This is a genomic window from Caproicibacter fermentans, from assembly GCF_014303955.1.
GTDB lineage: Bacteria > Bacillota > Clostridia > Oscillospirales > Acutalibacteraceae > Caproicibacter > Caproicibacter fermentans.
In genome coordinates, this window is the sequence record NZ_CP060286.1 from 1,310,656 (window position 1) to 1,334,739 (window position 24,084).

Genomic DNA, 24,084 nt, shown 5'->3' on the forward strand with positions numbered 1-24,084 from the left:
CCGGACGCAGAAACGCCTATTCAGGCGCCTCTGTGTCCGGTTCTTTTTCCGCTTCCGCCGCGGGCAGAACAAGGGAAATTCTCGTTCCGATTTTTTCGCGGCTCAGGACCTCCATGTGTCCGCCGTGACGCTCGACGATCCACTTTGCGATAGAAAGCCCAAGCCCCGCGCCGCCGGTGGCACGGGCTCTGGATTCGTCGGTGCGGAAAAAGCGATCGAAAACCCTTGGAACCGCGTCCGGCTCAATGCCGATTCCATCGTCCTGAACCGTCAGGCGGACCTCCCGGTCCCGGCTCGCGACGGAAATTCGGATTGCGCCCCCGGCAGGCGTATATTTCACCGCATTGTCCACTAAAATCCGCATTGCCTGCTTAATCAGCGCCTCGTCCGCTTCGATCGGCGCAGGCTCCGCCTGAAGCAGGTAATCGTGCCCTTTGTCAATCATCTTCGTTTCGCGAAATACCCGTTTTGCAAGGACGGAAACGTCAAACCGCTCTTTCTGCAAAAGCATCGTATTGTTGTCTCCACGAGCCAGAAAGAGCAGCTGCTCCACCAGCTGCTTCATATTGTCCGTTTCGCTTTTGATTGCCTCTATGGACTCCTGAAGGGCTTTTTCGTCGTTCTTCCCCCAGCGGTCCAGCAGGCTGACGTACCCCTGAATCACGGCGATCGGAGTGCGAAGCTCATGGGAGGCGTCCGAGACAAAGCGCACCTGAGCGCGGTAGGATTCGTTGATCCTGTCCAGCATCGAGTTGATGGCACCCGCAAGGTTTTTGAGTTCATCCTGCGTGCTGTTTACCGCAATGCGGGTGTCCAGGCGCGACGCGTTGATCCCGTTGATTTTCCCGGCGAGCGTCTCGATCTCCTCAGGCGTAAACGGCCGGGACTGGTTCAGTCTGCGGGCCGTTTCGGCAAGCTCGGCAATCGGACGCAGCGTTTTTCGGATTCTTCCCGCGCGCGACCGCAGACCGAAAAAAAGCAGCAGCAGCTCGGCGGCCAGGAGAAGGATTAAAACCGTTTTCCCCTGATGAACCTCGCCGCTTAAATCGACCGTGACGACGCAGTCCCGCCCGTTTTTCCGAAGAGCAAGCGCGTAAGCCATTCCGTCAAGCCGGTGAAGCAGGGAAGCGCCGCTGCTTTCCGGGTAGGTCAAATAGCGCTCCCCCGACAGCGACGGGTCATAAAACAGCCTGCCGAGAAAAGCCGGTATCGCCGTGCCGTCCGGCTTTGTGCCGCCTTCCCTCACCGTCACTCCGCCGCTCTGGAAAACGTCCGGTTCATTGCGTTCAAAGGCGGAAACCGCGAGGACGGCGGCGCGCTCCGCCTGACCGGCCGAAACAAGGAACAGAGAAGCGGTAAACAGCAGATCGAGCGCCAGAAAAATTCCGATCATTTCGAAGAAAAAAACCGTGTTCAGCCGAAATACGATCGACCGTCTGGCGCGGTCCTCGGGAGGCTCTTTTCCGGTTTTCGGCGTATCATTCTTCATCTTTTATCACATAACCGACGCCGCGTACCGTGGAAATCAGCCTGATTCCGTATACGTCGTCGATTTTGGAACGTAAAAAACGGACAAAAACGTCCACGGCGTTGGTCTCCCCTTCATACTCATAGCCCCAGACATTTTCCAGCAGGACTTCCCGCGACAAAACCACGCCTTTGTTTTTCATCAGGTAACAGAGCAGATCGAATTCGCGCTTGGTCAGCGGAACGGAATTTCCGTTCACGGTTACTTTCCGGCGCGCAGGATCCAGTACAACGCCGAAAGCGGAAAGCTGTTCGCTTTCCGCCGGTGAGCTTTTTCGCAGGGCGCTGCGAATTCTGGCAAGGAGCTCTTCTGTTGCGAACGGCTTTGTAATGTAATCATCCGCGCCGCCGTCGAGTCCGGAAACTTTATCCATCGTACTATCCCTTGCGGTCAGCACGATCACCGGAACATCGAAAGAGCGGCGGATCCTTCGCAGGACCTCCATACCGCTCATTCCGGGAAGCATCAGATCCAGCAGGATCAAGTCAAAGCCGCCTGTCTCGGCAAGCTCCAGCCCGGTGCGTCCGTCCGCCGCCTTTTCAGTCGCATAGCCCTCGTAATTCAGCTCCATTTCGATAAACCGCGCGATCTTCTGCTCGTCTTCCACAATCAGAATTTTCCTGCCCAACCGATTCACCACCCGGCACTCAATTATTTTTTGTCATCGCAGATCGATTTTTTCAAATCGTCCGTCGCGTTCGCCACGCTGTCCATGGCGTGATTGACGGAATCCTTGCCAAGGTCCGGCCCCTGAAAGCGATAGCGCAGACCGAAGAACAACCCGACTATCATCAGCGGAAGCGAAACCCAGAATGCGAAAACAAGCAGCAGCACAAGAACCGTTACCGGAATGGAAGCCTTGCACTCGTTTCCCTTCAAAACCTCAAACGTGTTGCTGTTTCCCTTTTGGATCAATTTGAGGCAAAACCTGCCGATCCGTTTCAGCAGCCCGGAAAAGCTCTCTCCCCTGTCCGCTCCACGGAATTCACCCCCGCGCCTGTTTTTCGCTGTCGCGCGGAATCTCTTCCGCGCTGCTGTAAAACCCATTTCCCCGGGGAGCTTTCACTTTGCCCTGCTTCTCCAGATAAATCAGCGCTTCCAAAAGATCGCCGCCGGTAGCTTCCAGCGCCGCCTTCGCCTCATCATAGCTTACATTCGCCCGTTCCTTCAATTTTTCAACCTGCTCCAAAGTAACCATTTGATTTGTTCCTCCTTCGTTTCTGTATCTCTAGAGTAACAGGAACGACTTTAAGGACAATTTGAGGATCATTAAAATAGGATTAAAAACATTGTACGAAAACTTTTATTATTTTGCAAGACCAAACAGAAAAAGGCCGCCCCAAACAATCCACAGGATTGCCGGGGCGGTTCTTTTTTCCCGTTTTATGGTACAGGAGAACAACAGATGAACGAAACTTACTTTACTTCTACTTCTGCGCCTGCGCCTGTAAGTTTTTCCTTCATTGCTTCCGCGTCGTCTTTGGAAACGCCTTCCTTGACAGCTTTCGGAGCGCCGTCAACGAGTTCTTTCGCTTCCTTCAGGCCAAGGCCCGTAATCTCACGAACAGCCTTGATAACCTGAATCTTCTGCGCACCGGCGGACTTCAGGATAACATCAAATTCGGTCTTCTCTTCTGCGGCGGCAGCGGCGGCAGCCGGAGCGGCGGCAACAGCAACCGGAGCGGCGGCGGATACGCCGAATTCTTCTTCAAGAGCTTTGACGAGCTCGGAGAGCTCAAGAACCGTAAGGGATTTTACATCTTCAATCAGCTTTGCAACTTTATCAGACATAAGATAGAAACCTCCAAATTAATATATTTTTTTAAGCGGATGCCTGTTGTTTTTCGGCGATTGCGTTCAGAGCAACCACCAGTCCCTTGATCGTACCGTTGAGAACGGTGACCAAACCGGTAATCGGTGCGTTCAAGCCGCGAAGAGCCTGAGCGACCAGTTCCTCTTTCGAGGGCAGGGATGCAAGAGTTTTGATTTCGTCAGCGGTCGCGGCCTTCCCGTCAATAAAACCGGCCTTGATTTTAAAAGTGTCGCTCTTATCGGCGTAGCCCGCAAGGATCTTGGCCGGTGCGACATAATCTTCCGAATGTACGGCAATGGCGGTTGTCCCTTCCAGAACACCTTCAAGACCGGAAATACCGGAATCCTGCAGCGCCAGACGCAGAAGAGTATTCTTGACGACCTTGTACTGGCAGCCTGCTTCACGCAGTTCCTTGCGAAGCTTGGTGTCAGCTTCCACCGTAATCCCTTTATAGTTTACGATAACGCCCGTATGGGCTGCTTTCAGGCTTTCAGAAAGCTGGGAGACAGCCTGCTTTTTCCCTTCCAAAATCTTTTCACTTGGCAAATAGATTCACCTCCGTTGTTTCAGATCAACACGCAACGTAAAAGGCCTTTCCCGCTGCCGCAGAAAAGGCCTTCAACACACAAATGCATATCGAACCTTATTCTCGGCAGGCCGGAAAATCCATTAAGCATACAGCGCCTGCTGTCTTTGAATAAAGAAAAAACTATTGTTTTCAATTATTATAACAGAGAAAACAGTGAATGTCAATAAAAATCAAACGCCGAATTTGTTCGGGTTAATTTTCACGCCGGGGCCCATCGTGGACGCGACAACGCAGGACTTAATATACTGGCCCTTTGCGGCCGCCGGCTTCGCCTTGACAATCGCGCCGAGCAGGGCGTCGAAATTCTCGCGGAGCTTCTCGCTGCCGAAAGAAACCTTGCCGATTACGCAGTGAATAATATTGGACTTGTCGAGCCGGTACTCGATCTTACCGGCTTTCGCTTCGGTAATTGCCTTTCCAATCTCGCGGGTAACGGTTCCGGCCTTCGGGTTCGGCATCAGTCCGCGGGGACCGAGAATTTTACCCAAGCGCCCGACCTGGCCCATCATGTCGGGCGTGGTGATCAGGACGTCAAAATCCATCCAGTTCTCGCTCTGAATCTTCTGAACCATTTCCTCGGCCCCGACGTACTCGGCTCCGGCCGCTTCGGCTTCTTTCGCCGCATCGCCTTTGCAGAGCGCGAGCACGCGCACGGTTTTGCCGGTTCCGTTCGGAAGAACGATGGCGCCGCGCACCTGCTGGTCCGCATGGCGGCTGTCAACGCCGAGCTTTACGTGAATTTCGACGCTCTCGTCAAATTTTGCCGTGCCGGTCTTTACGCAAAGATCAAGGGCCTCATTCGCGTCATAAAGGCTGGAACGATCAATCAGCTTTGCGCTGTTGTTGTATTTTTTTCCGTGTTTCATTGGTTATCCTCCCTGTGAAGTGGTAAAATCGGATTCATACTTCCTCCCACCTGGGCCTTTGATCAGTCCGCGACTTCAACACCCATGCTGCGCGCGGTTCCGGCGACCATGCTCATGGCCGATTCAATGGAAGACGCGTTCAGATCGGGCATCTTGGTCTCGGCGATCTTACGGATCTGCTCACGGGTAATTTTAGCCACCTTGGTTTTGTTCGGCTGACCGGAAGCCGTTTCGATTCCGCAGGCCTTTTTGATCAGGACCGCGGCGGGCGGCGTCTTGGTGATAAACGTAAACGAGCGGTCGGCGTATACCGTGATGACAACCGGGATGATCATTCCCGCTTCGCCTTTTGTGCGCTCGTTGAATTCCTTTGTAAACGCCATGATATTAACGCCGTGCTGACCAAGCGCAGGTCCTACCGGCGGCGCCGGCGTAGCTTTGCCGGCAGGTATCTGGAGCTTAATAAAGCCCGTAACCTTCTGAGCCATTTTACTGCACCTCCAAAATTCGTGGTTGATGGCGGAACGGCTGCGCCGTCCCTCCCACAGGGGCGATGCCCCTCATAACAGGCGGGGAATCCGCCGTATTACCGAAAAATAAAATCATTCCATCGCCTGAGCCTGGTTCAGCTCAAGCTCAACCGGCGTTTCGCGCCCAAACATGGACACCGTAACGTGAACCCGGTTCTTTTCCTTGTCGACTTCTTCCACAACACCGACAAACCCTTCCAGCGGGCCGTCGATAATCTGGACCGAATCGCCGACATCGTAGGAAACCTCAATCTCTCTTTTCTCAACGCCAAGCCTTGCCACTTCCTCATCCGTTAAGGGAATCGGTTTTGAGGATGGGCCTACGAATCCGGTGCAGCCGCGGATATTCCGCACCACATACCAGGACTCGTCGGTTAAAATCATTTTTACAAGGACATAGCCGGGGAAGATCTTCCGCTCCACATCGCGTTTTTTGTCATCTTTGATTTCGGTGACGGTTTCGGTCGGAACCAGAATCTGCTGGATCAGGTCGTGAAGCTGGCGGTTTTCCACCGTTTTTTCAAGATTGGAGGCTACCTTGTTTTCATAGCCGGAATAGGTGTGGACCACATACCATCTTGCTTCCTCTGGCAAAGAAAACCCTCCGCTTCTTCAGATTATTTTGCGACGTTCATAATCAGCCCGAGCAGGTTGACCAGCAGCGTGTCCAGTCCGAAAACAAACAATCCGATTACGATAATGGTCGCCAGAACGACGCCGGTGTTTTTGAATACCGACCGCGGGGGTGGGCCAGACCATTTTCTTGGCTTCGCTTTTGGTTTCGCGAAAGAATTTAGAAATACTTTTGCCAGCTTTGGTAAAGAAGTTTTCTTTCTTTCCACTTTTATCGGCCATAATTTCTTTTGTCCCTCCGTCCGGATTACTTCGTTTCTCTGTGAAGCGTATGTTTCCTGCAGAACCTGCAGTACTTGGTCATCTCAAGCCTGTCCGGATCATTCTTTTTGTTCTTCATCGTGTCATAGTTGCGCTGTTTGCATTCTGTGCAGGCTAATGTTACCTTGGTTCTCATGACGGCACCTCCCGCTGTACGGAAAAAATTTTTAAGCCCCTGAAAGAAGCTTCGGCCTCCCTCAAAATAAACGGGCACAAAAAAATAACCCCTTTATCGAGGTATAGACATCATAGCACAATCGTTTTTTTCTGTCAAGTTTTTTTTAGTAATCATTTTATATTTTTTACACATTTTCCCATTTTGGACCGATTCTGAAAAAGGCGCGCAGCCGCAAAACGTTGAACCTTCTTTACGGCTGTGCTTTCCTTGTTTCGGAGTCATAGGAATCGTCAGCGGTTGAGCAAGGAATCCGCCGTGAATTTTTTCGGCTTCTTTTTCTTTTCCGGCTTTACTTTTTTCCCCTTCATCTTCAGGGCGGATTTGTAGCTTTTCAGCAGATCCTCGTTCATCTGGGCACGAACGCCCTCAACGGCCCTTTCCCCTTCGATCCCATTGAGGACGACAATCGTGATGATGGACCTCACGTCCATATCGCCCGCGATATAGAGGTCGTTCAAGAGCTGGCAGCAGCGCGCAATGCGGTCTTTTTCCGCCGGGTTGTTCACCAGGGCGTTGATCTTCGGAAGAAGCCGTTCCCTTGCAAACGTAACCGACCGGACGTCGCCGTAAACGGCTTTTTCTTCATTCAGCTCATCCTTCAGTTCGGGAAACAGCCCGACAAACCGATTGAAAAAGAACAGCGGATCGACGTTATTGTCGTCGTCCTTTTTGCGTTTTTTTCTCGCTTTAACCGCCGCCGTCTGCTTTGGGCCGGTGAGGGTTTCCGTAAAATCCTCCACAATACTCTGTGCCTGAGCCGGCGTGTCGGTATCCGGGTCGTAAAGCCACATGGAAAGGGTTTTCCACTGGCCGTTCGGCTCCTCGCCGTCCATGTCGCAGGTACGCAGCGTAAAGCGCTTGCCGTTCTCCTGATACAGAACGCTGTAGGCGGCTCCTTCCCCGAGGAATAGGACCTCGCGCCCTTCTTCCTTTTTTACTTCGCCTTCCGTTTTGCGGAACCCCTGGCCGTTCAGGGCCGTTTCAACACTGCCCGTCACCATTTCAAATACTTTTTGATCCATATGGTTCGTTCACTCCCGAATCTCAACTTTAACCTAACTTTTTATCTAAACTTTCCGTTCCATTTCCGTTCAATTTTTTGCTTACAGACAGTAATTATACTTGATTATACTACATAAACATTTTTTTGTCACCATACAATTTATAAGGTCCGTATTTCCGGAAATAAGCGATTGCGTGCGCGGCGGCGTTGTGCTATCATATATATTTGTAGAATTCTGTTTGCACAAAGCCTGCTTTTTTAAAAATGCTGCTCTGCAGGACTGTTTGCGGAATTGCAAAGCAGGTGCTGCAATGGAGGATGAAGGAATGAACCGTAAAAAAATTGCCGTCCTGTTTGGCGGCTGTTCTTCTGAACACGAGGTTTCCCGCGTTTCCGCGTATTCTGTGATCAGCAATCTTTCCAAGGAGAAATACGAAATCTACCGTATCGGAATTACCAAGGACGGGCGGTGGTATCTTTATGAGGGACCGCTGGATTCCATTCCCGACGGAAGCTGGGAACAAAGCGAACAAAAGCGTCCCGCTTACCTGACCCCGGACCGGGGAGCTGCCGGTTTCGCCGTGTGCGGGCCGGACCGAACCGAAATTCTGAAAGTCGACTGTGTGTTCCCCGTTCTGCACGGCAGAAACGGAGAGGACGGAACCGTCCAGGGCCTTCTGCAGCTTTCCGGACTTCCGTTTGTCGGCTGCGGAACCCTCAGCTCCGCCGTGTGCATGGATAAGGCGGTCACCCACACGCTTTTAGCCGGCGTCGGCATCAAACAGGCACAGTACCTATGGTTCTATTATTCCAGATATTTAAAGAACCCTGATAAAGTTCGCATTAAAATCGGCGCGAGGCTCGGTTACCCGGTTTTTGTAAAACCCGCGGGTTCCGGGTCCTCCGTCGGAGTCAGCCGCGTAAACAGCGAAGAGGAACTGGACGCCGCAGTCAGACTGGCTGCGACGGAAGGTGAAAAAATTCTGGTGGAGGAAGCCGTATCCGGGCAGGAAGTGGAATGCGCGGTACTGGGCAACGAAGAGCCGGAGGCCGCCGCGCTGATCGGCGAGATTGCCGCTTCCGCCGCTTTCTATGATTATGACGACAAATACAAATCCGGAAAATCGAGGCTGTATATCCCGGCGCGCCTTTCCGACGAAGTGACTCAGGAACTGCGCGCAATCGCCGTCAGAGCCTACCGTACTCTGGGCTGCCGCGGGTTTGCCCGAGTGGATTTCTTTGTGCGGGGCAAGACGGAGATTCTGCTCAACGAATTGAACACGATCCCCGGCTTCACCCCAATCAGCATGTATCCGAAGCTTTGGGAGGCCTCCGGTCTCTCCTACGGCGGACTTCTCGACCGGCTGATCGAACTGGCTCTGGAAAAAGCCTAAACCGTTCCTCATGGAACGAAACGGGCGGGAACGGAATCACCAATTACTTATCTATAGGAGTATAGAATGCAGGAGAACTATTTGATATCGATCAAAGGACGCCAGAGAGTCGACGACGAGACCGGAGAAGTGGAACTGACCACGTTCGGTTCCTATGTCCGACGAGGCGACAGCCGTTATATCGTGTATAAGGAATACACATCCGAGGATAAAAACACAACGAGAACGTCCATCCTGAAAGTAGACGGAGGAAACAAGGTGACGCTGATGCGCGGCGGTGAAGACAGCACCCGCCTGATTCTGGAACGCGGCAAGCGCCACCTTTGCCAGTACGACACCGAGTTCGGCAACATGATGATCGGCGTTTTTACCAGCCGGGTTCAGTCCGAACTCAATGATCTGGGCGGAAAACTGGAAGTCAGCTACACGCTGGACATCAACTCCAGCCTCTCCAGCCAGAACGAGATTTTCATCACCATCAAGGAGGCAAACAACAAGGATGTCGAAATTAGCGCTGCAGGCAACTGAACAACTGAGGGGCGCCATCCGCGAGGCCATGCAGAAGGCGATGGAGAGCGGGACCCTGCCCAAAGCTCCCCTGCCCGAATTTACCGTTGAAATCCCCGCGGACCGCACGCATGGGGACTGGGCAACCAACGCCGCCATGGTCGGCGCGAAAAGCTTTCGCTTCCCCCCGCGTAAAATTGCTCAGGCCATCGCGGACCATATCGACCTTTCCGGCACCTATTTCGACCGTTCGGAAATTGCCGGACCCGGCTTTCTGAATTTCTTTTTTAAAAGTCAATTTTACTCCGATGTTTTAAAAGACGTAATCGCCCTCGGCGACGGCTACGGCCGCAGCGATTTCGGTCAAAAGGAAAGAATCATGGTGGAATTTGTTTCCGCCAACCCCACCGGACCGATGCACATGGGCAACGCCCGCGGCGGAGCGCTGGGCGACTGCCTCGCCTCCGTTCTGGACGCCGCCGGATACGACGTCACCCGGGAGTTCTATGTAAACGACGCCGGAAACCAGATTGAAAAATTCGGGGCTTCGCTGGAAGCGCGCTATCTTCAGATTTATCTGGGGGAAGAAACCGTGGAGTTTCCGGAAGACGGCTACCAGGGGGACGATATCCGCGAGCGCGCAAAAGAGTTCGCCGGCGAAAACGGCGACCGCTTTGTCAAGGCGGATTCCGCTGAACGCCGCCGGGCACTGGTCGATTTCGCCCTTCCGAAAAATATCGGCAAGATGAAAACAGACCTGGAAAAATACCGCATTCGTTACGACGTCTGGTTCCGCGAAAGCACGATTCACGAAGACGGTGAGCTGCAGGAGACAATCGATCTTCTGAAAAACCGCGGCATGACCTATGAAAAGGACGGCGCGCTGTGGTACCGCGCGACGGCGCTCGGCGCAGAAAAGGACGAGGTCCTGATCCGCCAGAACGGAAACCCGACTTATTTTGCGGCGGACATCGCCTATCACCGCAACAAATTCTCAAAACGGGGCTTTGACCGCTGCATCGACGTATGGGGCGCGGACCACCACGGCCACGTCGCGCGGATGAAAGGCGCGATGGACGCCGTCGGGCTGGACGGCGGCAAACTGGACGTCGTTCTGATCCAACTGGTCCGGCTGGTGCGCGGCGGCGAAGTCGTCCGTATGAGCAAGCGCACCGGCAAGGCAATCGGGCTTGCCGATCTTCTGGACGAGGTTCCCGTGGACGCGGCGCGTTTCTACTTCAACCTGCGCGAAGCCACCTCCCAGATGGAATTCGATCTGGACCTCGCCGTACAGCAGGATTCCCAGAACCCGGTTTATTACGTCCAGTACGCGCACGCGAGAATCTGCAGCATCCTGAAAAATCTGGCGGCGGAAGGAATCTTTCCGCGCGACTGCACGGACGAGGAGCTGGCTCTGCTGAATTCGCCCGAAGAAATCGAGCTGATCCGCCATATTGCTTCGTTTACTTCCGAAATCGTCGCCGCGGCGCAGAATTACGATCCGGCGCGGATCACGCGGTATGTCATCGAGCTTGCGACATTGTTCCATAAATTTTACAACATGCGCAGAGTCAAGGGCGAAGAGGAGCCTTTAACCGCGGCGCGGCTTTTCTTGTGCCGCGCAACCATGACGGTCCTTCGCAATGTGCTTTCCATGTTTAAAATCACGGCTCCCGAAAGCATGTGAGCCGTTCAGAAATGCAGGTGTAAAGAAAGAAAAATGGAATTACTTGATCGGCTTCCTCTTCTTCTGGACCCGATTCCCGATTTTCACGCCGCCGGAATGCCGGCCGGCGCCGAACCAGAACTCTGGCTTACGGAGCACCCGGACGCGGCAAGGGATCTGCTGCGCGGATTTCTTGCCGCCGGGGCTCAGGTTCTGCGCGCGCCCACGCTGGCGGCGAACCGGTTCTGCCTGCCCGACTGCGACATCTCCGGACTGAACCGGCAGCTGCTTGACCTCGCCCGCAGCGCCGCCCGGCCCGGAATCCCCGTGGGCGGAGCAATCGGCCCCAGCGGTCTGTTTGTGCCGCCGCACGGCGAATCCGACTTTGACGATATTTTTGACGGATACCGGGAACAGATCAGGGCCCTGGACGAAGGCGGAGCCGATTTCCTTCTTTTGGAAGGATTTCACGCTCTTTCGGATCTTCGCGCCGCCCTGCTTGCCGCCCGAACCACCGGCCTTCCGGTGATCGCGCTGATGTCCGTTGATTCCGACGGGAATACCATGACCGGCGGAAGCCTTCTGCCTGGGCTGATCACCCTTCAGTCCATGGGGGCGGACGCGGTCGGACTCTGCTGCACCGCAGAGCCGGACCTTGCCGAACAGTTTGGGCGCGCACGGCAGCACGCGGCGGTGCCGTTTGCCGTCCGGCTTGAAGCCGCGGGTCTGTCTCCCCGGCAGCTGGCCGAGGCGGCCGTTTCGTTTTTAGACGCGGGCGTCGGATTCTTGGGAACGGGGACCGGGGCCGAGCCGGAACACCTGAAAGCCCTTGCGGAAATCCTAAAAGATTCCAGCCCCCCCATGCTGCCGGAAGAGCCAGACTGCGACGCCGCCGCCATTGAACAGGAAGCCTTTTTCCTGGGCGACGATATTATTCTAAGCGAACCGATCCGCTGCACCAGTTCGCTTGAAGACGACCTGATTGATCTGGACGACGAACAGGTCACCGCCGCGCTGGTAGAAATAACCGGCATGGACGACGCGGTTCTGCTCGGCACCGTCGGCGGCATGACCCGGCTGCCGATTGCGGTTCATGCAGATACTCCGACGGTTCTGGACGCAGCGCTGCGGTATTTTCAGGGCAGGCTGATCGTTGACTCCGACTGCCAGATTGAACGCGAAATATTGGAGCCGCTGGCCGCGAAATACGGCGCGATCATCTACTGAGCATCGTGCCTCCGCATCAATGCTCCGCCGTTTCCCCAGGCTCGGCTGAGTCCGGGCCGGAAGAGGGCCGCTCCGGCTCCATCCACTCGTCCCAGCTCAGGAAACCGAGGCACAGGGACGCAATCCCGAAAAAGCAGGCGACCACGCCGGTCGTCAGCGCCCAGTTTGTAATTCCGAACGGCCCGATCACCATGGAGATCATCGCGAGGACAAGCCCGATGTCGAAAAAAAGCATTGCGAGTCTTTCATTGCTCATTTCAGTTCCTCCAGTCCGTTTGCAAAATCAGCCAGCTGCGGAAGGGTCAGCCGCTCCGCCCGCGTTGCGGGGGGAATTCCGACATCCTGAAGCACCCGGAGCACCTGCTCCTTTTCAAGCCCCAGCCCAGAGGACACGGAGTTTAAAATCGTTTTTCTCCGTTTGCCGAACGCCGCGCGGACAAGGGCAAAAAAGCCTTTTTCACTGAGTACCCGAACCGCCGGTCCGCCGAGCACGTCCAGCCGGATCACGGCGGAATCCACATTCGGCCGCGGATAGAACGAAGTTCTGGGCACTTCGAACAGAATCTGCGGTTTCGCATAGTAGCTGACCGCCGCGCTCACGGCTCCGCAGTCCCGGCTGCCCGGCGGAGCACACAGCCGCCGCGCCGCTTCCTTCTGCACCATGACCGTCAGCGAGGACACGGGCAGCCGTTCCTCCAGAAACCGCATCAGCACGGGCGACGTGATATAATACGGCAGATTGGCGCAAACCGAAATTTTCATTGTGCCGAATTTTTCCTTCAACAGCTCCGCGAGGTCCAGTTTCAGCACGTCCCCCTGAACAATCTCCACATTCCGGCAGGAGCCCAGCGTTTCCCCAAGGACCGGCAGCAGGCCTTTATCCAGCTCCACCGCGACCACCCGGCCGGCCCGCGCGGAAAGCTCGCGGGTTAATACCCCGAAACCGGGGCCGACTTCCAGCACCCCTGTGGTTTCATCCGCTCCGCACTCCCGCGCCATGCGCGGGCAGACGGCCGGGTCGATCAGGAAATTCTGGCCCAGGGACTTTGAAAAGCGGAAGCCGTGCCGTTTCAGCACCGCCTGTATGGTTGAAAGGTCCGTCAACTCCATGCTGCTGATCCTCCGATCTCTCTTCTGCCTTTATTATAGCATACCCTGATCCGAATTTCCATTTCAAGCATTTCTGCGATTTACTGGGAGGACTTTTTATGAAGCGCACCGACAAGGCAAATTATTATCTCGACATTGCGGAGACCGTTCTGGAACGGGGGACCTGCCTGAGGCGCAATTTCGGCGCGATCATCGTCAAAAACGACGAAATTGTGTCCACCGGCTACACCGGCGCGCCGCGCGGCCGAAAAAACTGCATCGATACCGGAATCTGCGTACGGGAATCCTTAAAAGTTCCGCGCGGAGAACGTTATGAGCTGTGTCGTTCCGTCCACGCGGAAATGAACGCGATCATCAGCGCTTCGCGCGGGGACATGATCGGCGCCACGCTTTACCTGGTCGGCCGGGAGGCAGACTCCGGCGACTACGTTGCCCACCCCGCTCCGTGTTCGCTGTGCAAGCGGATGATCATTAACGCGGGCATCACCCGTGTCGTGGCGAGAAACACAGCCTCCGACTTCACCGTGACGGACGTGCAGGATTGGGTGGAAAACGACGAGTCCCTCGCCGGAACGTTCGGGTACTGACCCGCAATCGAAATCATCGGGGCTGTTGCAAAATGAATTTGCGATAGCAAATCGCACAACGGAATAGCCCTCAAAGCAAGAAAATGCGTCCTGAAACGGCTGACAAAGCCCGATCAAGGCGCATTTTTTGTGCATTATTTTTTATCAAAGCTGTTTTGCAACAGCCCCTTTTCCAAATGACGGTTATTTGCAAAACGGAGGCGTCTGCGCAAGTTCGGAATACAGCCTGCTGTATAGATCCGGCCGGAAATCCGGATAACCTGCTTCGTTATTCTGCACCAGGAACCGGGTCGCGAGCCCCAGATCAATCGTCGCGGTATACATTCCCTCTTCGTCGCAGCCGTCCTCATAGAACGGGATGCCCGCATAATAGTGCGGCTCCCGCTTATTTCTTGAGGGGCCGACGATACTGCTTCCGCCCCAGAACCAGTTTGTGAGGTCCGGGCCTCCCAGATTCGAGGAAGCGATGAACACGCCGTTCATGACCGAGGCAACTTCCAGCGAAGCCTTTGCCATAAAACGCCCGTGGCAGTGGGCGTGCGCCGTGCAGTTGACAATCAGCCTGGCGCCTTTTGCCACATAATAGCGCATCAGCTCCGGAAAATAGTAGGAATCAAAACAGATGGACACGCCGACGGGTCCCCAGGGAGTTTCCACCAGCACCGGTTCTTCGCCGCGCAGCGCCCAATTCGGCTCTGGCTGCGGAAGGTGAATCTTGCGGTACACGGCGCACAGTCCCTCCGGTGAAAAAATCGCCATGGAATTATAGAGTCCCTCCGGGGACCTCTCCGGCATGCCAAGAAACGCATACACGCCGTACCTGCGGGTCATCTCCGCGATTTCATCCGTAGCGGGGCCCGGAATTGTTTCCGCCAGACGGGCCTGCATCTTTTCTTCCTTCGGCGTCTCAGCCACGTCGTCATAACCGGTCAACACCATCTCAGGCAGGATGACCATGTCGGATCCCCGTTTGCCGGCGCATTCGATAAAACCTTTGATCCGGTTCAGATTTTGTTCTTTCTGCCCCCAAGCGGCGTTCATCGTGACAACCGATACCGTCAGCACATCCCCGTTCATTCTTCTTTTTCCTCCCGGTTGCCGGCCCTGTCCGCTTCGTCCCGCTTCCCAAACGCGCGGTCGGCCGCCTCCCGCGCAAGGTCAACCAGAATTCTTTCATTGTCGTCCCCGTCCTTTTGCGGTCTGGGCGGAATCTCCGCATAGACCTCCCCCACTCTGGACCGCATCCACAAGCCCGGGATGATCCTCATGGAATATCCGCAGCCCGGCTCGGTGATCCAGTCGTAAAACTCCGCGCGCGGAAGCCCGTACGCCGCAAGGATGCTCATCAGCACCCCGCCGTGCGCCACAAGGACCGCGGAAGTCATGCCGGAACGCATCAGACCTTCCGCAATCTTTTCAAAGGCCGCGCAGACCCGCCGGGAAAACGCCGCGCCGTCCTCTCCGTTCGGCGGCGTGACCGGCTCCCCGTTTCCGGCGATCCATTGGCGGAAACGGCTGTCTTCCCGCGCGATTTCTTCGGCCGTTTTTCCCTCCCAGTCCCCAAAATCACATTCCCGCAGATCGGGGATCAAAATCGGCTTGGCGTCCGGATATAAAATTTTCATTGTTTCGGTGCAGCGGCGCAGCGGACTGCAGAGATACGCCTGAGCCTGAGGGTATGAATGTTTTTCCCGCAAAGCGCGAAGATGCTCCGCCCCCTGTTCGGATAGAGGCAGGTCCGTTGAACCAATATACCTGCCCTGCTCGTTTCCTTCTGTCGTTCCATGGCGGATCAGATGAACGGTATAGGATTTCATAAAACTCTCCTTCAGCGCCGCCCCTGCCGTCCTGCTCAAGATACGGAAAGTATCAAAAGTCCCGGCACGATATCTAGCGGCTTTACAAATTGTTATATCTATTGTATACTTTACATTGCGTTTATTATACAGGATTCGACAGGGGATAGTCAAATGAACAACAATTTTGCCCGGATTATTACTTTGCTGCGCAAGGAACGAGGATACAGCCAGAAAAGAGCCGCCGGGGACCTCGGCGTTTCTCAGGCGCTGCTTTCCCATTACGAAAAGGGAATCCGTGAATGCGGACTTGACTTTGTAGTCCGGGTCGCGGACTACTACAGCGTATCCTGCGACTACCTGCTGGGCAGGACGCCGCACCGCAGCGGAGCAACGATTTCGGTGGAGGATATCCCCGAGCCGGACGCAGTGGGCAAGGAAAACACCCTGCGCGGGAGCCTGCTGCCGGTACTGAATAAAAAGCTGATCGCAAATTCCCTGAATATTATTTTCGGAATTTTGCAGAAATGCGGAAACAAGGCTTTGACCATGGAAATTTCCGCCTACCTGAATCTTTCCGTTTACAAGGTGTTCCGCATGCTGTATTCCGCGAACCTTAAAAATCCGCAGGGGCTCTTCTCGGTGCCCTTAAAGCTTGGCGCAGGACGGTCCGCGGCGGCGCAGCAGATCTCGCTGTCCAACGCGGAATGCCTGATTTCCGGCGATAAGGTGGATGAGATGGAGGGTGTGGATAAAAACGCGCTGCCTTCCCTTTCCCCCGAAAAGCTGTCCTCGGAATATCCCCTGTTTGCCTCTTCGCTCTTCAACCTGATTCAGAATTCGGAAGTTCGGATGGGAGCAAAAAAACAAACCAAATAAAATTATAGCACGGCCTTTGCCGTTTGAAAACGGCAAAGGCCAAAATCGGGCAAATGGAAGCCGGAGCGCGCAGCGCCCCGGCTTTTTTCAGGCCTTTACGAAAGCATTCCCATGCTGTATTTCCACGCAAGGATGCGCAGCACGGAATCGTTAAGCCTGTCCACACTGATCGTGCCGTCCTCCACGGCGGCGTACAGGGTGTTGAAGCTGTCTTTGATATCCGGTGTCAGTAAAAGATCGTTTCCCGCCTGAAACGCCTTCACAGCCGCGTTTTTACCGCCCAGAAAGTTCGTGACTCCCTTCATGGAGAGGTCGTCCGTCATGACAACCCCGGAAAAGCCGAGCGTCTCCCTCAGAATCCTGTGCACCTGCGGCGAAAGCGACGCGGGATTTCTGGAATCCATGCACTCAACGATATTGTGGCAGACCATCACACAGGGCGCGCCCGCCTGAATTCCCGCCTGAAACGGAAGAAAATCATACTGCTGAAAGGTCTGATAACTGCGCTTGTCCGTCGCAACGCCGGTATGAGTGTCCGCATTGTTTCCGTACCCCGGAAAATGCTTGAGCGTACAGGCAAGCCCCTGGGCTCGGTAGGCTTTCACAGAAGCCGTGACAAACTCCGCGGTCTGTTCGGCGTTCTGCCCGAAGGAGCGCGCATAGATAAAATCGGACGGATTGACGGAAACGTCGCAGACCGGCGCCAGGTTCAGATTCAGTCCAAGCGATTCCATCAGCCGGGACTTCTTCTCCGTGTCCTGTTTGATTCCGTCCAGTCCGCTTTGATGAAAAATCTGCTGGGGGGAACGGAATTTCTGCTCTGAAAGAGCGGGAAACTTGCTGATGCGCACCACCGTGCCGCCCTCTTCATCGCAGCAGAGAATCATCTTGATTTTACTGGAATTCTGATAGGAGGCAAGCGTTTTGCGGACCTGGTCGGCCGTTTTGCCTTCAAAGTCCCGTGCCGTCAGGCAGTATCCGCACGGCTGATAATCGTCGATCACCTTAACCTGGCCCGCGGCGGGACAGGTCACCAGGAAAACCTGGCCCACCTTTTCCCTGGTTGTCATTTTTGCCAGGCGCCGCTGCGCCGCCTCGCTGTAAGCCGAGAAAAGCCCTTTCACCGGGTTGTACTGCGTTCCCGAGGCCGCGGATAGGGAAGAAAGCGCCGCCGAGGAGGAAGGGAGAGAGGACGGCTGAGACACCTTGATTCCGCCGGCGGGGGGAAACATGCGGTCTAAAGCTTTGTCGGCAATCCTGTAAAAGCCGAAAGCCGCGGCGCCCACACAGAGAAAGAGCAATAGAAAAAGTATGGTCTTCCCCGCGATGCGCAGGCCTTTGGCACGCCGCTTTTTCATCGCTTTCCCTCCCCGCCGAGTGCATTAACCATTTTTCAGAAGGCCCCGGTACAGACGAATATACTCGTTCGCGGAACGGCCCCAACTGTAATCGCATTCCATAGCGCGCCGCATCAGGATTTCCCAGCCCTCCGGATTTTGGTAACCCTGAAGCGCCCGGCCAAGCGCGTGAAGCATATCGCCGGCGTCATAGGTCTGGAAGGTAAAACCGTTGCCTTCCCCGTCGCCGCTGTCGGTAACGGAATCCTTCAGGCCGCCGGTTTCCCTCACGACGGGAATCGAACCGTAACGTAACGCGATCATTTGAGAAAGTCCGCAAGGCTCGCTCTTGGACGGCATCAGGAAAATGTCGGACGCCGCGTAGATTTTGTGAGAAAGCTCCGGCACAAACCCGAAGCACGCGCACACGCGCCCGGGAAACCGTTCCTGAAGCTGCCGGAAAAAGGTTTCGTATTCCCAATCGCCGGAGCCGAGAATGACAAATTGGCAGTCCGTCGAGTTCAGCAGCTGATCCAACGAATCGCGCACCAGATCCAGTCCCTTGTGGGAAACCATGCGCGTCACCATGCCGATGAGCGGCGTCCGCTCGGATTCTGAAAGGCCTAACCTCTTTTGCAGTTGAGTCTTGTTCGCCGCTTTCCCGGACAAATCATCCGCGGAATAATTGGAATAAATCTCCGGGTCCGTCTCCGGATTATAAACCCCGGTGTCAATTCCGTTCAGGATTCCGCTCAGCTTCCAGTTCCGTTCCAGAAGAATGCTGTCCAGCCCATGGGAATACCACGGATCCAGGATTTCCGAAGCATAGGTTGGGCTGACCGTTGTGACGCGGTTTGCGCATTCGATCGCGCCCTTCAGAAAATTGATGCACTCACCGAACTGCAGCAGCGGAAGGGAGCTCTTCGGCAGCCCGAGAACATCTTCGAGAAGTTCTTCCCCGTATTTGCCCTGATATTGAATATTATGGATCGTCAGAACCGTTTTCATTCCGCGGAACCAGTCGGTATCCGCATAAAATGTGCTGTAATAAACCGGCACCAGCGCGGTCTGCCAGTCGTTTGCGTGAATGACGTCCGGCTTAAAGTCGATGTAGGGCAGCATTTCAAGCACGGCGCGGGAAAAAAAGGCGAAGCGCTCCGCATCATCGAAATGGCCGTACAGGCCGTGACGTTTAAAATAATACTGGTTGTCGATCAGGTAGTAAATCACGCCGCCGACATGAGTTTCAAAAACACCGCAGTATTGCCTGCGCCATGCGACCGGCACGGAGAGGCTGGTCAAAAATTTCATCCCGTCGCGCAGCTCCTGCGGAATGTCCTCGTAAAGCGGCATCACCACACGGCAGCCGATCAGGCGAAGCCTGAGCGCCTGCGGCAATGAACCGGCAACCTCCGCCAATCCGCCCGTCGAAGCAAATGGCAGTGCTTCGCTTGTACAGTACAGTACCTTCATTTCTAATACCCCCTTGCGTGAAATCGTTTATTCAAACAACGCTGCCCTTGCTGATAAAAATCGGGTAGGATTCAAACCCCAGCAGAGAGCGGTCGCTTTGGATCAGGACGTCTTTATCCGTGATGACGTACTTCATTTTGCACCCGGGCCGGATTTGTCCGTCCTGTAAAACGACGCAGTTTTCCACAACGGCACCCTTGCCGACCCGCACGCCGCGGAACAGGACACTGTTGCGCACCTCCCCGTCAATCACACAGCCGTCGGCGACCAGGGAATTCGAAACCTCCGAGCCAAGGCCGTACCGCGCGGGCATGTCGTCACGCACTTTCGTGTAGACCGGCCGGTTCGGATTAAACAGCTGCGCTCTGACATTCGGCTGCATCAGCTCCATATTTGCAGCAAAATAGGAAACGGGGGAACTGATGATGCGGGCATAGCCGCTGAACTCATAGGAATACATCCGCAGAGAGGACAGATTCCGCTGGAGCAGATCCCGCTTAAAGTTGTAAAGGTTGCGGCTGACGCAGTCGTCCACCAGGCGAATCAGGAGCTCTCGCCTGAGCAAAATCATTCCGATTCCATAACAGCATTCTCCATCGGTTCTCGGGTCGATCAGCAGATCGATCACGCGGCCGTCCGGGTCGGTTGTCAGCACCAGCGGTTCGACCAGTTTCCGGGGCAGCGGCCCGAAGCGGCAGACCAGCGTGACATCCGCATTTTTTCCGATATGGCTGGAAACCACATCGGAGTAATCGATGTTGCAGACAACATCGCTGTCCGTGATCAGCACCAGGTCCTCCTTGGAATTGGTCAGAAATCTCTTAATGGAAGCTAGCGATTCGACCCTGTTATTCACAAGACGGGTGTCGCCGAACGGCGGCAGAATGTACAGCCCCTCCCTTTTTTCTGGAGAGGTCCCAGGCCTTGCCGGAACCGAGATGATCCATCAGGGACTGATAATTGCTTTTTGTGACGACGCCGACTTTACTGATCCCGGAATTGACCATATTGGAAAGCGGAAAATCGATGAGACGATACCTGCCGCCGAACGGCACTGAGCCCATGGTCCGGATTTCCGTCAAATCGCGGAGCTTTTCTTCGTGCGTGTTGGAAAAGATCAGTCCCAGCACATTATTTCCTCGCATTTTTCACCGCCTCCTGTGCGAAAGATTCAGAATCAATCATGGACTTTGGCGCAACGACGGAGCCGGGCGGGATGGCGCAGCCGTTTCCCACAACCGCGACTCCCCATTCCTCCTTGTTGACAATATCCTCCGGACGCGCGCCGATCTTCGCACCGCCGCCGATGACGCATTCTTCCGCGACGATCGCGTACTGCACAACGGCCCCTTCCTCTATCCGCGTGTTCGGCATAATGATCGAGTCGCGCACCACCGCGCCGGGCGCGATGTAGACTCCGGAAAAAAGCACGGCAAAATCGATTTCGCCGTAAACGGTGCAGCCCTCCGCGACAAGCGAGTTCTGCACCCGGGCGCCCTTGGCGACATAATGCGGCGGCATGACCGGATTGCGCGTGAAAATCTTCCAGCTTTCTTCATTCAGGTCCATTGGAATATTCGGGTCCAGAAGATCCATGTTGGATTCCCACAGGCTGTCAATCGTACCGACGTCCTTCCAGTATCCTTCGAAGCGATAGGCAAAGATACGCTCGCCCGCGTTCAACATGGCAGGCAGAACATCCTTGCCGAAATCATTCGAGGACTTCGGCGCCGCCTCGTCCTCCTCCAGATAGCTTCTCAGCTTATTCCAGCTGAATACGTAAATTCCCATGGAAGCTTGGTTGCTTTTGGGCGCCTTCGGCTTTTCGTCAAATTCGTAGACGGAGCCGTCCGGGTTGGTATTGAGGATTCCGAATCGGGAAGCTTCCTCCATTGGGACCTCGATTGTCGCAATCGTACAATCCGCTTCCTTTTCCTTGTGGAACGCAATCATGCGGGAATAGTCCATTTTGTAGATGTGGTCGCCGGAGAGGACCACGACATAGTCGGGATTGTACCGCTCGATAAACGGAATGTTCTGATAAATTGCGTTGGCAGTACCCTTGTACCAGTCGGACCTGCGGCTGCGCTGAAACGGCGGCAGCACGTGAACCCCGGCGTTCATGCTGTCCAGATCCCAGGGCTGCCCGTTTCCGATATATTCATTTAATATCATCGGCTGATACTGGGTGAGAACGCCCACGGTTTCAATTCCGGAATTCACACAGTTTGACAGTGGGAAATCGATAATGCGGTATTTCCCTCCATAAGGCACGGCGGGTTTTGCAAGATTTTTTGTCAGCACCCCAAGCCTGCTGCCCTGACCGCCCGCCAGCAGCATGGCCACGACCTGTTGCTTCGGAAACATACTATTTCTCCTCCTTTTGACCGGATCTTTGTCCGCGCGCTTTCCGGCGTTCGCCGCCTTGACGCGGACGGGCCGGCCCCCCCGAAGATTTTGTCCTGCGGCGTTTGCATTTGAGATAAAAAACAGAAAGCGGCGGCAAAGTAAGACAAACGGACTGTTCGCAGCCGTGCAACGGTGTTTTAACGCTTTGAATGGAGGAACCGTTGCTGATGCCGCTGCCGCCGTACCGAACCGCGTCTGAGGAAAAGACTTCTTCATAAATGCCGTCATACGGCACCCCAATGGAGTAATTGTCCCGCCGAACCGGCTGGAAATTACAGACCGCGATCACTTCTTTGCCGGACCTGTCTATCCTGCGAAACGCGATCACACTCTGTGTATAATCGTCGTTGGAAATCCAGGAAAAGCCTTCCCATGTAAAATCTATTTCCCACAGCGCGGGCGTATTCAGGTAAAAATGATTCAGATCTCGGAAAAAACTCTGCTGTTTGCGATGCTGCTCATAATCCAGCAGCATCCAGTCCAATTCCTTCTGATAATCCCACTCAATAAACTGGCTGAACTCCGTTCCCATGAAAATCAGTTTTTTGCCCGGATGGGCCATCATGTAACACAGGAACGCGCGGACCCCGGCAAATTTCTGCTCGTAGTCACCGGGCATTTTATTGATGAGGGAGCTTTTTCCATGCACGACCTCGTCGTGGGAAATCGGCAGAATAAAGTTTTCGGAAAACGCGTAAAAGAAGGAAAAGGTGAGATTGTCATGGTTAAACGGTCGGTATACGGGATCCAGCTTCAGGTAATGGAGCATGTCGTTCATCCATCCCATGTTCCATTTGTAGTTAAAGCCGAGCCCGCCGGAATAAGTAGGGCGCGAAACCATCGGCCATGCGGTGGATTCCTCCGCAATCATCATCACGTCCGGGAAAAGGGAAAACACAGCCTCGTTGAGCTTTTGCAGGAATGCCACCGCCTCCAGGTTTTCCCTTCCGCCGTTGATATTCGGGACCCATTCTCCCTCTTTCCGGCTGTAATCCAGGTAAAGCATAGAGGCGACCGCATCCACCCGAATCCCGTCCACATGATATTTTTCCAACCAAAACACCGCGCTGGAAATCAGAAAGCTGACCACTTCGCTGCGGCCGTAATCGAACACGAGCGTTCCCCAGTCCTTGTGTTCCCCTTTCCGGGGGTCCGCATATTCATAACAGGGCGTTCCGTCAAACCGTGCGAGACCGAACGCGTCTTTTGGGAAATGAGCGGGAACCCAGTCGAGAATCACCCCGATTCCCGCCTCATGGCATTTTTCCACAAAGCTCATGAACTGTTTCGGTTCCCCGTAACGACTGGTCGGCGCGAAATACCCCGTAACCTGATACCCCCAGGAGCCTTCGAAAGGGTATTCGGTCACCGGCATCAGTTCCACATGCGTGTAGCCCATATCCTTCAGGTAGGGCAGCAGCTCGTCCGCCAATTCCTCATAAGTCAGAACGCTGCCGTCCGCGTGCCTCTTCCAGGAGCCAGGGTGAATTTCATAAATATTGACAGGCTGCCCGTAATGCGGTTTTGCCGTCTTGTGTCGCATCCATGCGGCATCCTTCCAGGGAAAACCTTCCAGATCGTAATACTTGGACGCTTTTCCCTCTCCTGACTCAAAGTGGTAGGCATAGGGATCGCTTTTATATAATTTTTTCCCATCCGGTGCGACAATACAGAATTTGTAGGAGTCAAATCGGTTCCATACCCCGGACAGGAAGCATTCCCATACTCCGCCGCCGACCCGTTCCAGGCAGTCAAGTCCGGCCTGCCAGCGGTTAAAATCGCCGACAATGGAGATTTCCGAGGCATTCGGTGCCCAAACGCGGCATATCATGCCTTCCCGCCCGTTTCTCACCGACTTATGTATACCCAGATAATCAAACGCCCTGGCATTCGTCCCTGCTAAGAATCCGGTCAGCGACGGGTCCATGCCGTTTTGCATCTCTTTCTTTTGCATTTAGCCTGACCCCCTTTTCTTATTTAATTTTATCATAGCACAATTTGGGAAAATATCAAGATAATTTTAGTTATTTTCAAGTGTTTTTCTTGTTAAGTTAGATGGTTTTTGTTTGTTTTGTTACAAAAGTTGAAGGATCTGTTTTATAATAAAATCTTTGTCTTTCATCATAGCACAGGGGATCTGTCGATTTCTGTTCCTCTCGGCGCTTTCGGACGGAAAATGGCGTGCTCCTTTTGCCCGCGCAGGAGGCATGAATGCAGCAGGATGAATTAAAACATAAAAAGCGCCTCTTACCGTAATCCGATAAGAGGCGCCTGAAAATCAAAACGGCAATCCGTTCT

At 54.5% G+C, this 24,084-nt stretch carries 26 protein-coding genes, 1 pseudogene and 1 other annotated feature; of the genes and pseudogenes, 6 read left to right on the forward strand and 21 right to left on the reverse strand.

From position 1 onward, the window contains the following. Positions 1–16: 16 nt before the first annotated feature. From HCR03_RS06575 to HCR03_RS06625, 11 genes and pseudogenes are all read right to left on the reverse strand, one after another. Positions 17–1,489 carry a sensor histidine kinase gene (locus HCR03_RS06575; protein WP_187037231.1) on the reverse strand — a complete coding sequence of 491 codons (1,473 nt, stop codon included), beginning with the start codon at positions 1,487–1,489 and terminating at the stop codon, positions 17–19. Continuing rightward, the gene (locus HCR03_RS06580) at positions 1,479–2,156 is read right to left on the reverse strand and encodes a response regulator transcription factor (protein WP_187037234.1); all 678 of its coding nucleotides are present in this window, start codon (positions 2,154–2,156) and stop codon (positions 1,479–1,481) included. The genes HCR03_RS06575 and HCR03_RS06580 overlap by 11 nt, the downstream gene beginning before the upstream one ends. Before the next feature lie 23 nt (positions 2,157–2,179). Further along, a pseudogene (locus HCR03_RS06585) lies at positions 2,180–2,726 on the reverse strand (DUF4342 domain-containing protein). 218 nt (positions 2,727–2,944) lie between these two features. Further along, positions 2,945–3,319, reverse strand: a complete 375-nt coding sequence (rplL, locus tag HCR03_RS06590; protein ID WP_066649917.1) for a 50S ribosomal protein L7/L12 — start codon at positions 3,317–3,319, stop codon at positions 2,945–2,947. Between the two features lie 31 nt (positions 3,320–3,350). Next, positions 3,351–3,887: a 50S ribosomal protein L10 gene (rplJ, locus tag HCR03_RS06595; RefSeq protein WP_187037235.1), complete on the reverse strand. Its 537-nt coding sequence runs from the start codon at positions 3,885–3,887 to the stop codon at positions 3,351–3,353. A gap of 28 nt (positions 3,888–3,915) precedes the next feature. Further along, positions 3,916–4,056, reverse strand: a sequence feature (ribosomal protein L10 leader region). Between the two features lie 44 nt (positions 4,057–4,100). Beyond that, positions 4,101–4,796, reverse strand: a complete 696-nt coding sequence (gene rplA, locus HCR03_RS06600) for a 50S ribosomal protein L1 (RefSeq protein WP_066649911.1) — start codon at positions 4,794–4,796, stop codon at positions 4,101–4,103. Between the two features lie 62 nt (positions 4,797–4,858). Continuing rightward, complete coding sequence (gene rplK, locus HCR03_RS06605) at positions 4,859–5,284, reverse strand: 50S ribosomal protein L11 (protein ID WP_066649909.1); 426 nt, start codon at positions 5,282–5,284, stop codon at positions 4,859–4,861. Between the two features lie 114 nt (positions 5,285–5,398). Then, complete coding sequence (gene nusG / locus HCR03_RS06610; RefSeq protein WP_066649906.1) at positions 5,399–5,920, reverse strand: transcription termination/antitermination protein NusG; 522 nt, start codon at positions 5,918–5,920, stop codon at positions 5,399–5,401. Positions 5,921–5,943: 23 nt separating this feature from the next. Further along, entirely contained in the window at positions 5,944–6,168 is a 225-nt protein-coding gene (secE, locus tag HCR03_RS06615) for a preprotein translocase subunit SecE (RefSeq protein WP_228725133.1), read from the reverse strand. Between the two features lie 38 nt (positions 6,169–6,206). After that, the gene (gene rpmG, locus HCR03_RS06620; protein ID WP_066650113.1) at positions 6,207–6,356 is read right to left on the reverse strand and encodes a 50S ribosomal protein L33; all 150 of its coding nucleotides are present in this window, start codon (positions 6,354–6,356) and stop codon (positions 6,207–6,209) included. Between the two features lie 272 nt (positions 6,357–6,628). Continuing rightward, complete coding sequence (locus HCR03_RS06625; RefSeq protein WP_187037237.1) at positions 6,629–7,420, reverse strand: DUF7674 family protein; 792 nt, start codon at positions 7,418–7,420, stop codon at positions 6,629–6,631. A gap of 307 nt (positions 7,421–7,727) precedes the next feature. On the opposite strand from HCR03_RS06625, the gene HCR03_RS06630 reads away from it, so the two are divergent. The 4 genes from HCR03_RS06630 (at position 7,728) to HCR03_RS06645 (ending at position 12,195) form a co-directional block, all read left to right on the forward strand. After that, entirely contained in the window at positions 7,728–8,795 is a 1,068-nt protein-coding gene (locus HCR03_RS06630; RefSeq protein WP_187037239.1) for a D-alanine--D-alanine ligase family protein, read from the forward strand. A gap of 81 nt (positions 8,796–8,876) precedes the next feature. After that, positions 8,877–9,323: a DUF1934 domain-containing protein gene (locus HCR03_RS06635; protein ID WP_228725134.1), complete on the forward strand. Its 447-nt coding sequence runs from the start codon at positions 8,877–8,879 to the stop codon at positions 9,321–9,323. Beyond that, positions 9,295–10,989: an arginine--tRNA ligase gene (gene argS, locus HCR03_RS06640; RefSeq protein WP_066649894.1), complete on the forward strand. Its 1,695-nt coding sequence runs from the start codon at positions 9,295–9,297 to the stop codon at positions 10,987–10,989. The genes HCR03_RS06635 and argS overlap by 29 nt, the downstream gene beginning before the upstream one ends. A gap of 33 nt (positions 10,990–11,022) precedes the next feature. Next, positions 11,023–12,195, forward strand: coding sequence for a homocysteine S-methyltransferase family protein (locus HCR03_RS06645; RefSeq protein WP_066649891.1), 1,173 nt, complete (start codon positions 11,023–11,025; stop codon positions 12,193–12,195). A 16-nt stretch (positions 12,196–12,211) separates the two neighbouring features. Here the strand turns inward: HCR03_RS06645 and HCR03_RS06650 are convergent, their stop codons facing one another. Both HCR03_RS06650 and rsmA read right to left on the reverse strand, forming a co-directional pair. Continuing rightward, positions 12,212–12,451, reverse strand: a complete 240-nt coding sequence (locus tag HCR03_RS06650; RefSeq protein WP_187037241.1) for a hypothetical protein — start codon at positions 12,449–12,451, stop codon at positions 12,212–12,214. Further along, on the reverse strand, positions 12,448–13,305 hold the full coding sequence (rsmA, locus tag HCR03_RS06655) for a 16S rRNA (adenine(1518)-N(6)/adenine(1519)-N(6))-dimethyltransferase RsmA (protein ID WP_187037243.1): 858 nt from the start codon (positions 13,303–13,305) through the stop codon (positions 12,448–12,450). The genes HCR03_RS06650 and rsmA overlap by 4 nt, the downstream gene beginning before the upstream one ends. A gap of 98 nt (positions 13,306–13,403) precedes the next feature. On the opposite strand from rsmA, the gene HCR03_RS06660 reads away from it, so the two are divergent. Then, positions 13,404–13,892 carry a deoxycytidylate deaminase gene (locus tag HCR03_RS06660; protein ID WP_066649882.1) on the forward strand — a complete coding sequence of 163 codons (489 nt, stop codon included), beginning with the start codon at positions 13,404–13,406 and terminating at the stop codon, positions 13,890–13,892. Between the two features lie 183 nt (positions 13,893–14,075). Here the strand turns inward: HCR03_RS06660 and HCR03_RS06665 are convergent, their stop codons facing one another. Next, positions 14,076–14,969: a carbon-nitrogen hydrolase family protein gene (locus tag HCR03_RS06665; RefSeq protein WP_187037245.1), complete on the reverse strand. Its 894-nt coding sequence runs from the start codon at positions 14,967–14,969 to the stop codon at positions 14,076–14,078. Then, the gene (locus tag HCR03_RS06670; RefSeq protein WP_187037247.1) at positions 14,966–15,709 is read right to left on the reverse strand and encodes a histidine phosphatase family protein; all 744 of its coding nucleotides are present in this window, start codon (positions 15,707–15,709) and stop codon (positions 14,966–14,968) included. Before HCR03_RS06670 ends, HCR03_RS06665 begins: the two co-directional genes overlap by 4 nt. Before the next feature lie 153 nt (positions 15,710–15,862). On the opposite strand from HCR03_RS06670, the gene HCR03_RS06675 reads away from it, so the two are divergent. After that, a complete protein-coding gene (locus tag HCR03_RS06675) occupies positions 15,863–16,567 on the forward strand; it encodes a helix-turn-helix domain-containing protein (protein WP_187037249.1) in 705 nt (234 codons plus the stop codon). 95 nt (positions 16,568–16,662) lie between these two features. On the opposite strand, the gene HCR03_RS06680 is transcribed toward HCR03_RS06675, so the two are convergent. From HCR03_RS06680 to glgB, 6 genes are read right to left on the reverse strand one after another with little or no spacing between them, the layout of a single operon-like run. Beyond that, positions 16,663–17,925 (reverse strand): glycoside hydrolase family 3 protein, encoded by a 1,263-nt coding sequence (locus HCR03_RS06680; RefSeq protein WP_187037251.1) that lies wholly within the window; start codon positions 17,923–17,925, stop codon positions 16,663–16,665. Between the two features lie 24 nt (positions 17,926–17,949). Further along, entirely contained in the window at positions 17,950–19,377 is a 1,428-nt protein-coding gene (gene glgA, locus HCR03_RS06685) for a glycogen synthase GlgA (protein WP_066649874.1), read from the reverse strand. A gap of 31 nt (positions 19,378–19,408) precedes the next feature. Beyond that, positions 19,409–20,233, reverse strand: a complete 825-nt coding sequence (locus HCR03_RS06690) for a GlgC family sugar phosphate nucleotidyltransferase (RefSeq protein WP_267459222.1) — start codon at positions 20,231–20,233, stop codon at positions 19,409–19,411. Further along, on the reverse strand, positions 20,226–20,522 hold the full coding sequence (locus HCR03_RS19735) for a sugar phosphate nucleotidyltransferase (RefSeq protein WP_228725135.1): 297 nt from the start codon (positions 20,520–20,522) through the stop codon (positions 20,226–20,228). The genes HCR03_RS06690 and HCR03_RS19735 overlap by 8 nt, the downstream gene beginning before the upstream one ends. Next, positions 20,509–21,744 (reverse strand): glucose-1-phosphate adenylyltransferase, encoded by a 1,236-nt coding sequence (locus HCR03_RS06695; protein ID WP_066649870.1) that lies wholly within the window; start codon positions 21,742–21,744, stop codon positions 20,509–20,511. The genes HCR03_RS19735 and HCR03_RS06695 overlap by 14 nt, the downstream gene beginning before the upstream one ends. A gap of 1 nt (position 21,745) precedes the next feature. After that, positions 21,746–23,740 (reverse strand): 1,4-alpha-glucan branching protein GlgB, encoded by a 1,995-nt coding sequence (gene glgB, locus HCR03_RS06700; protein WP_187037253.1) that lies wholly within the window; start codon positions 23,738–23,740, stop codon positions 21,746–21,748. Positions 23,741–24,084: the final 344 nt, after the last annotated feature.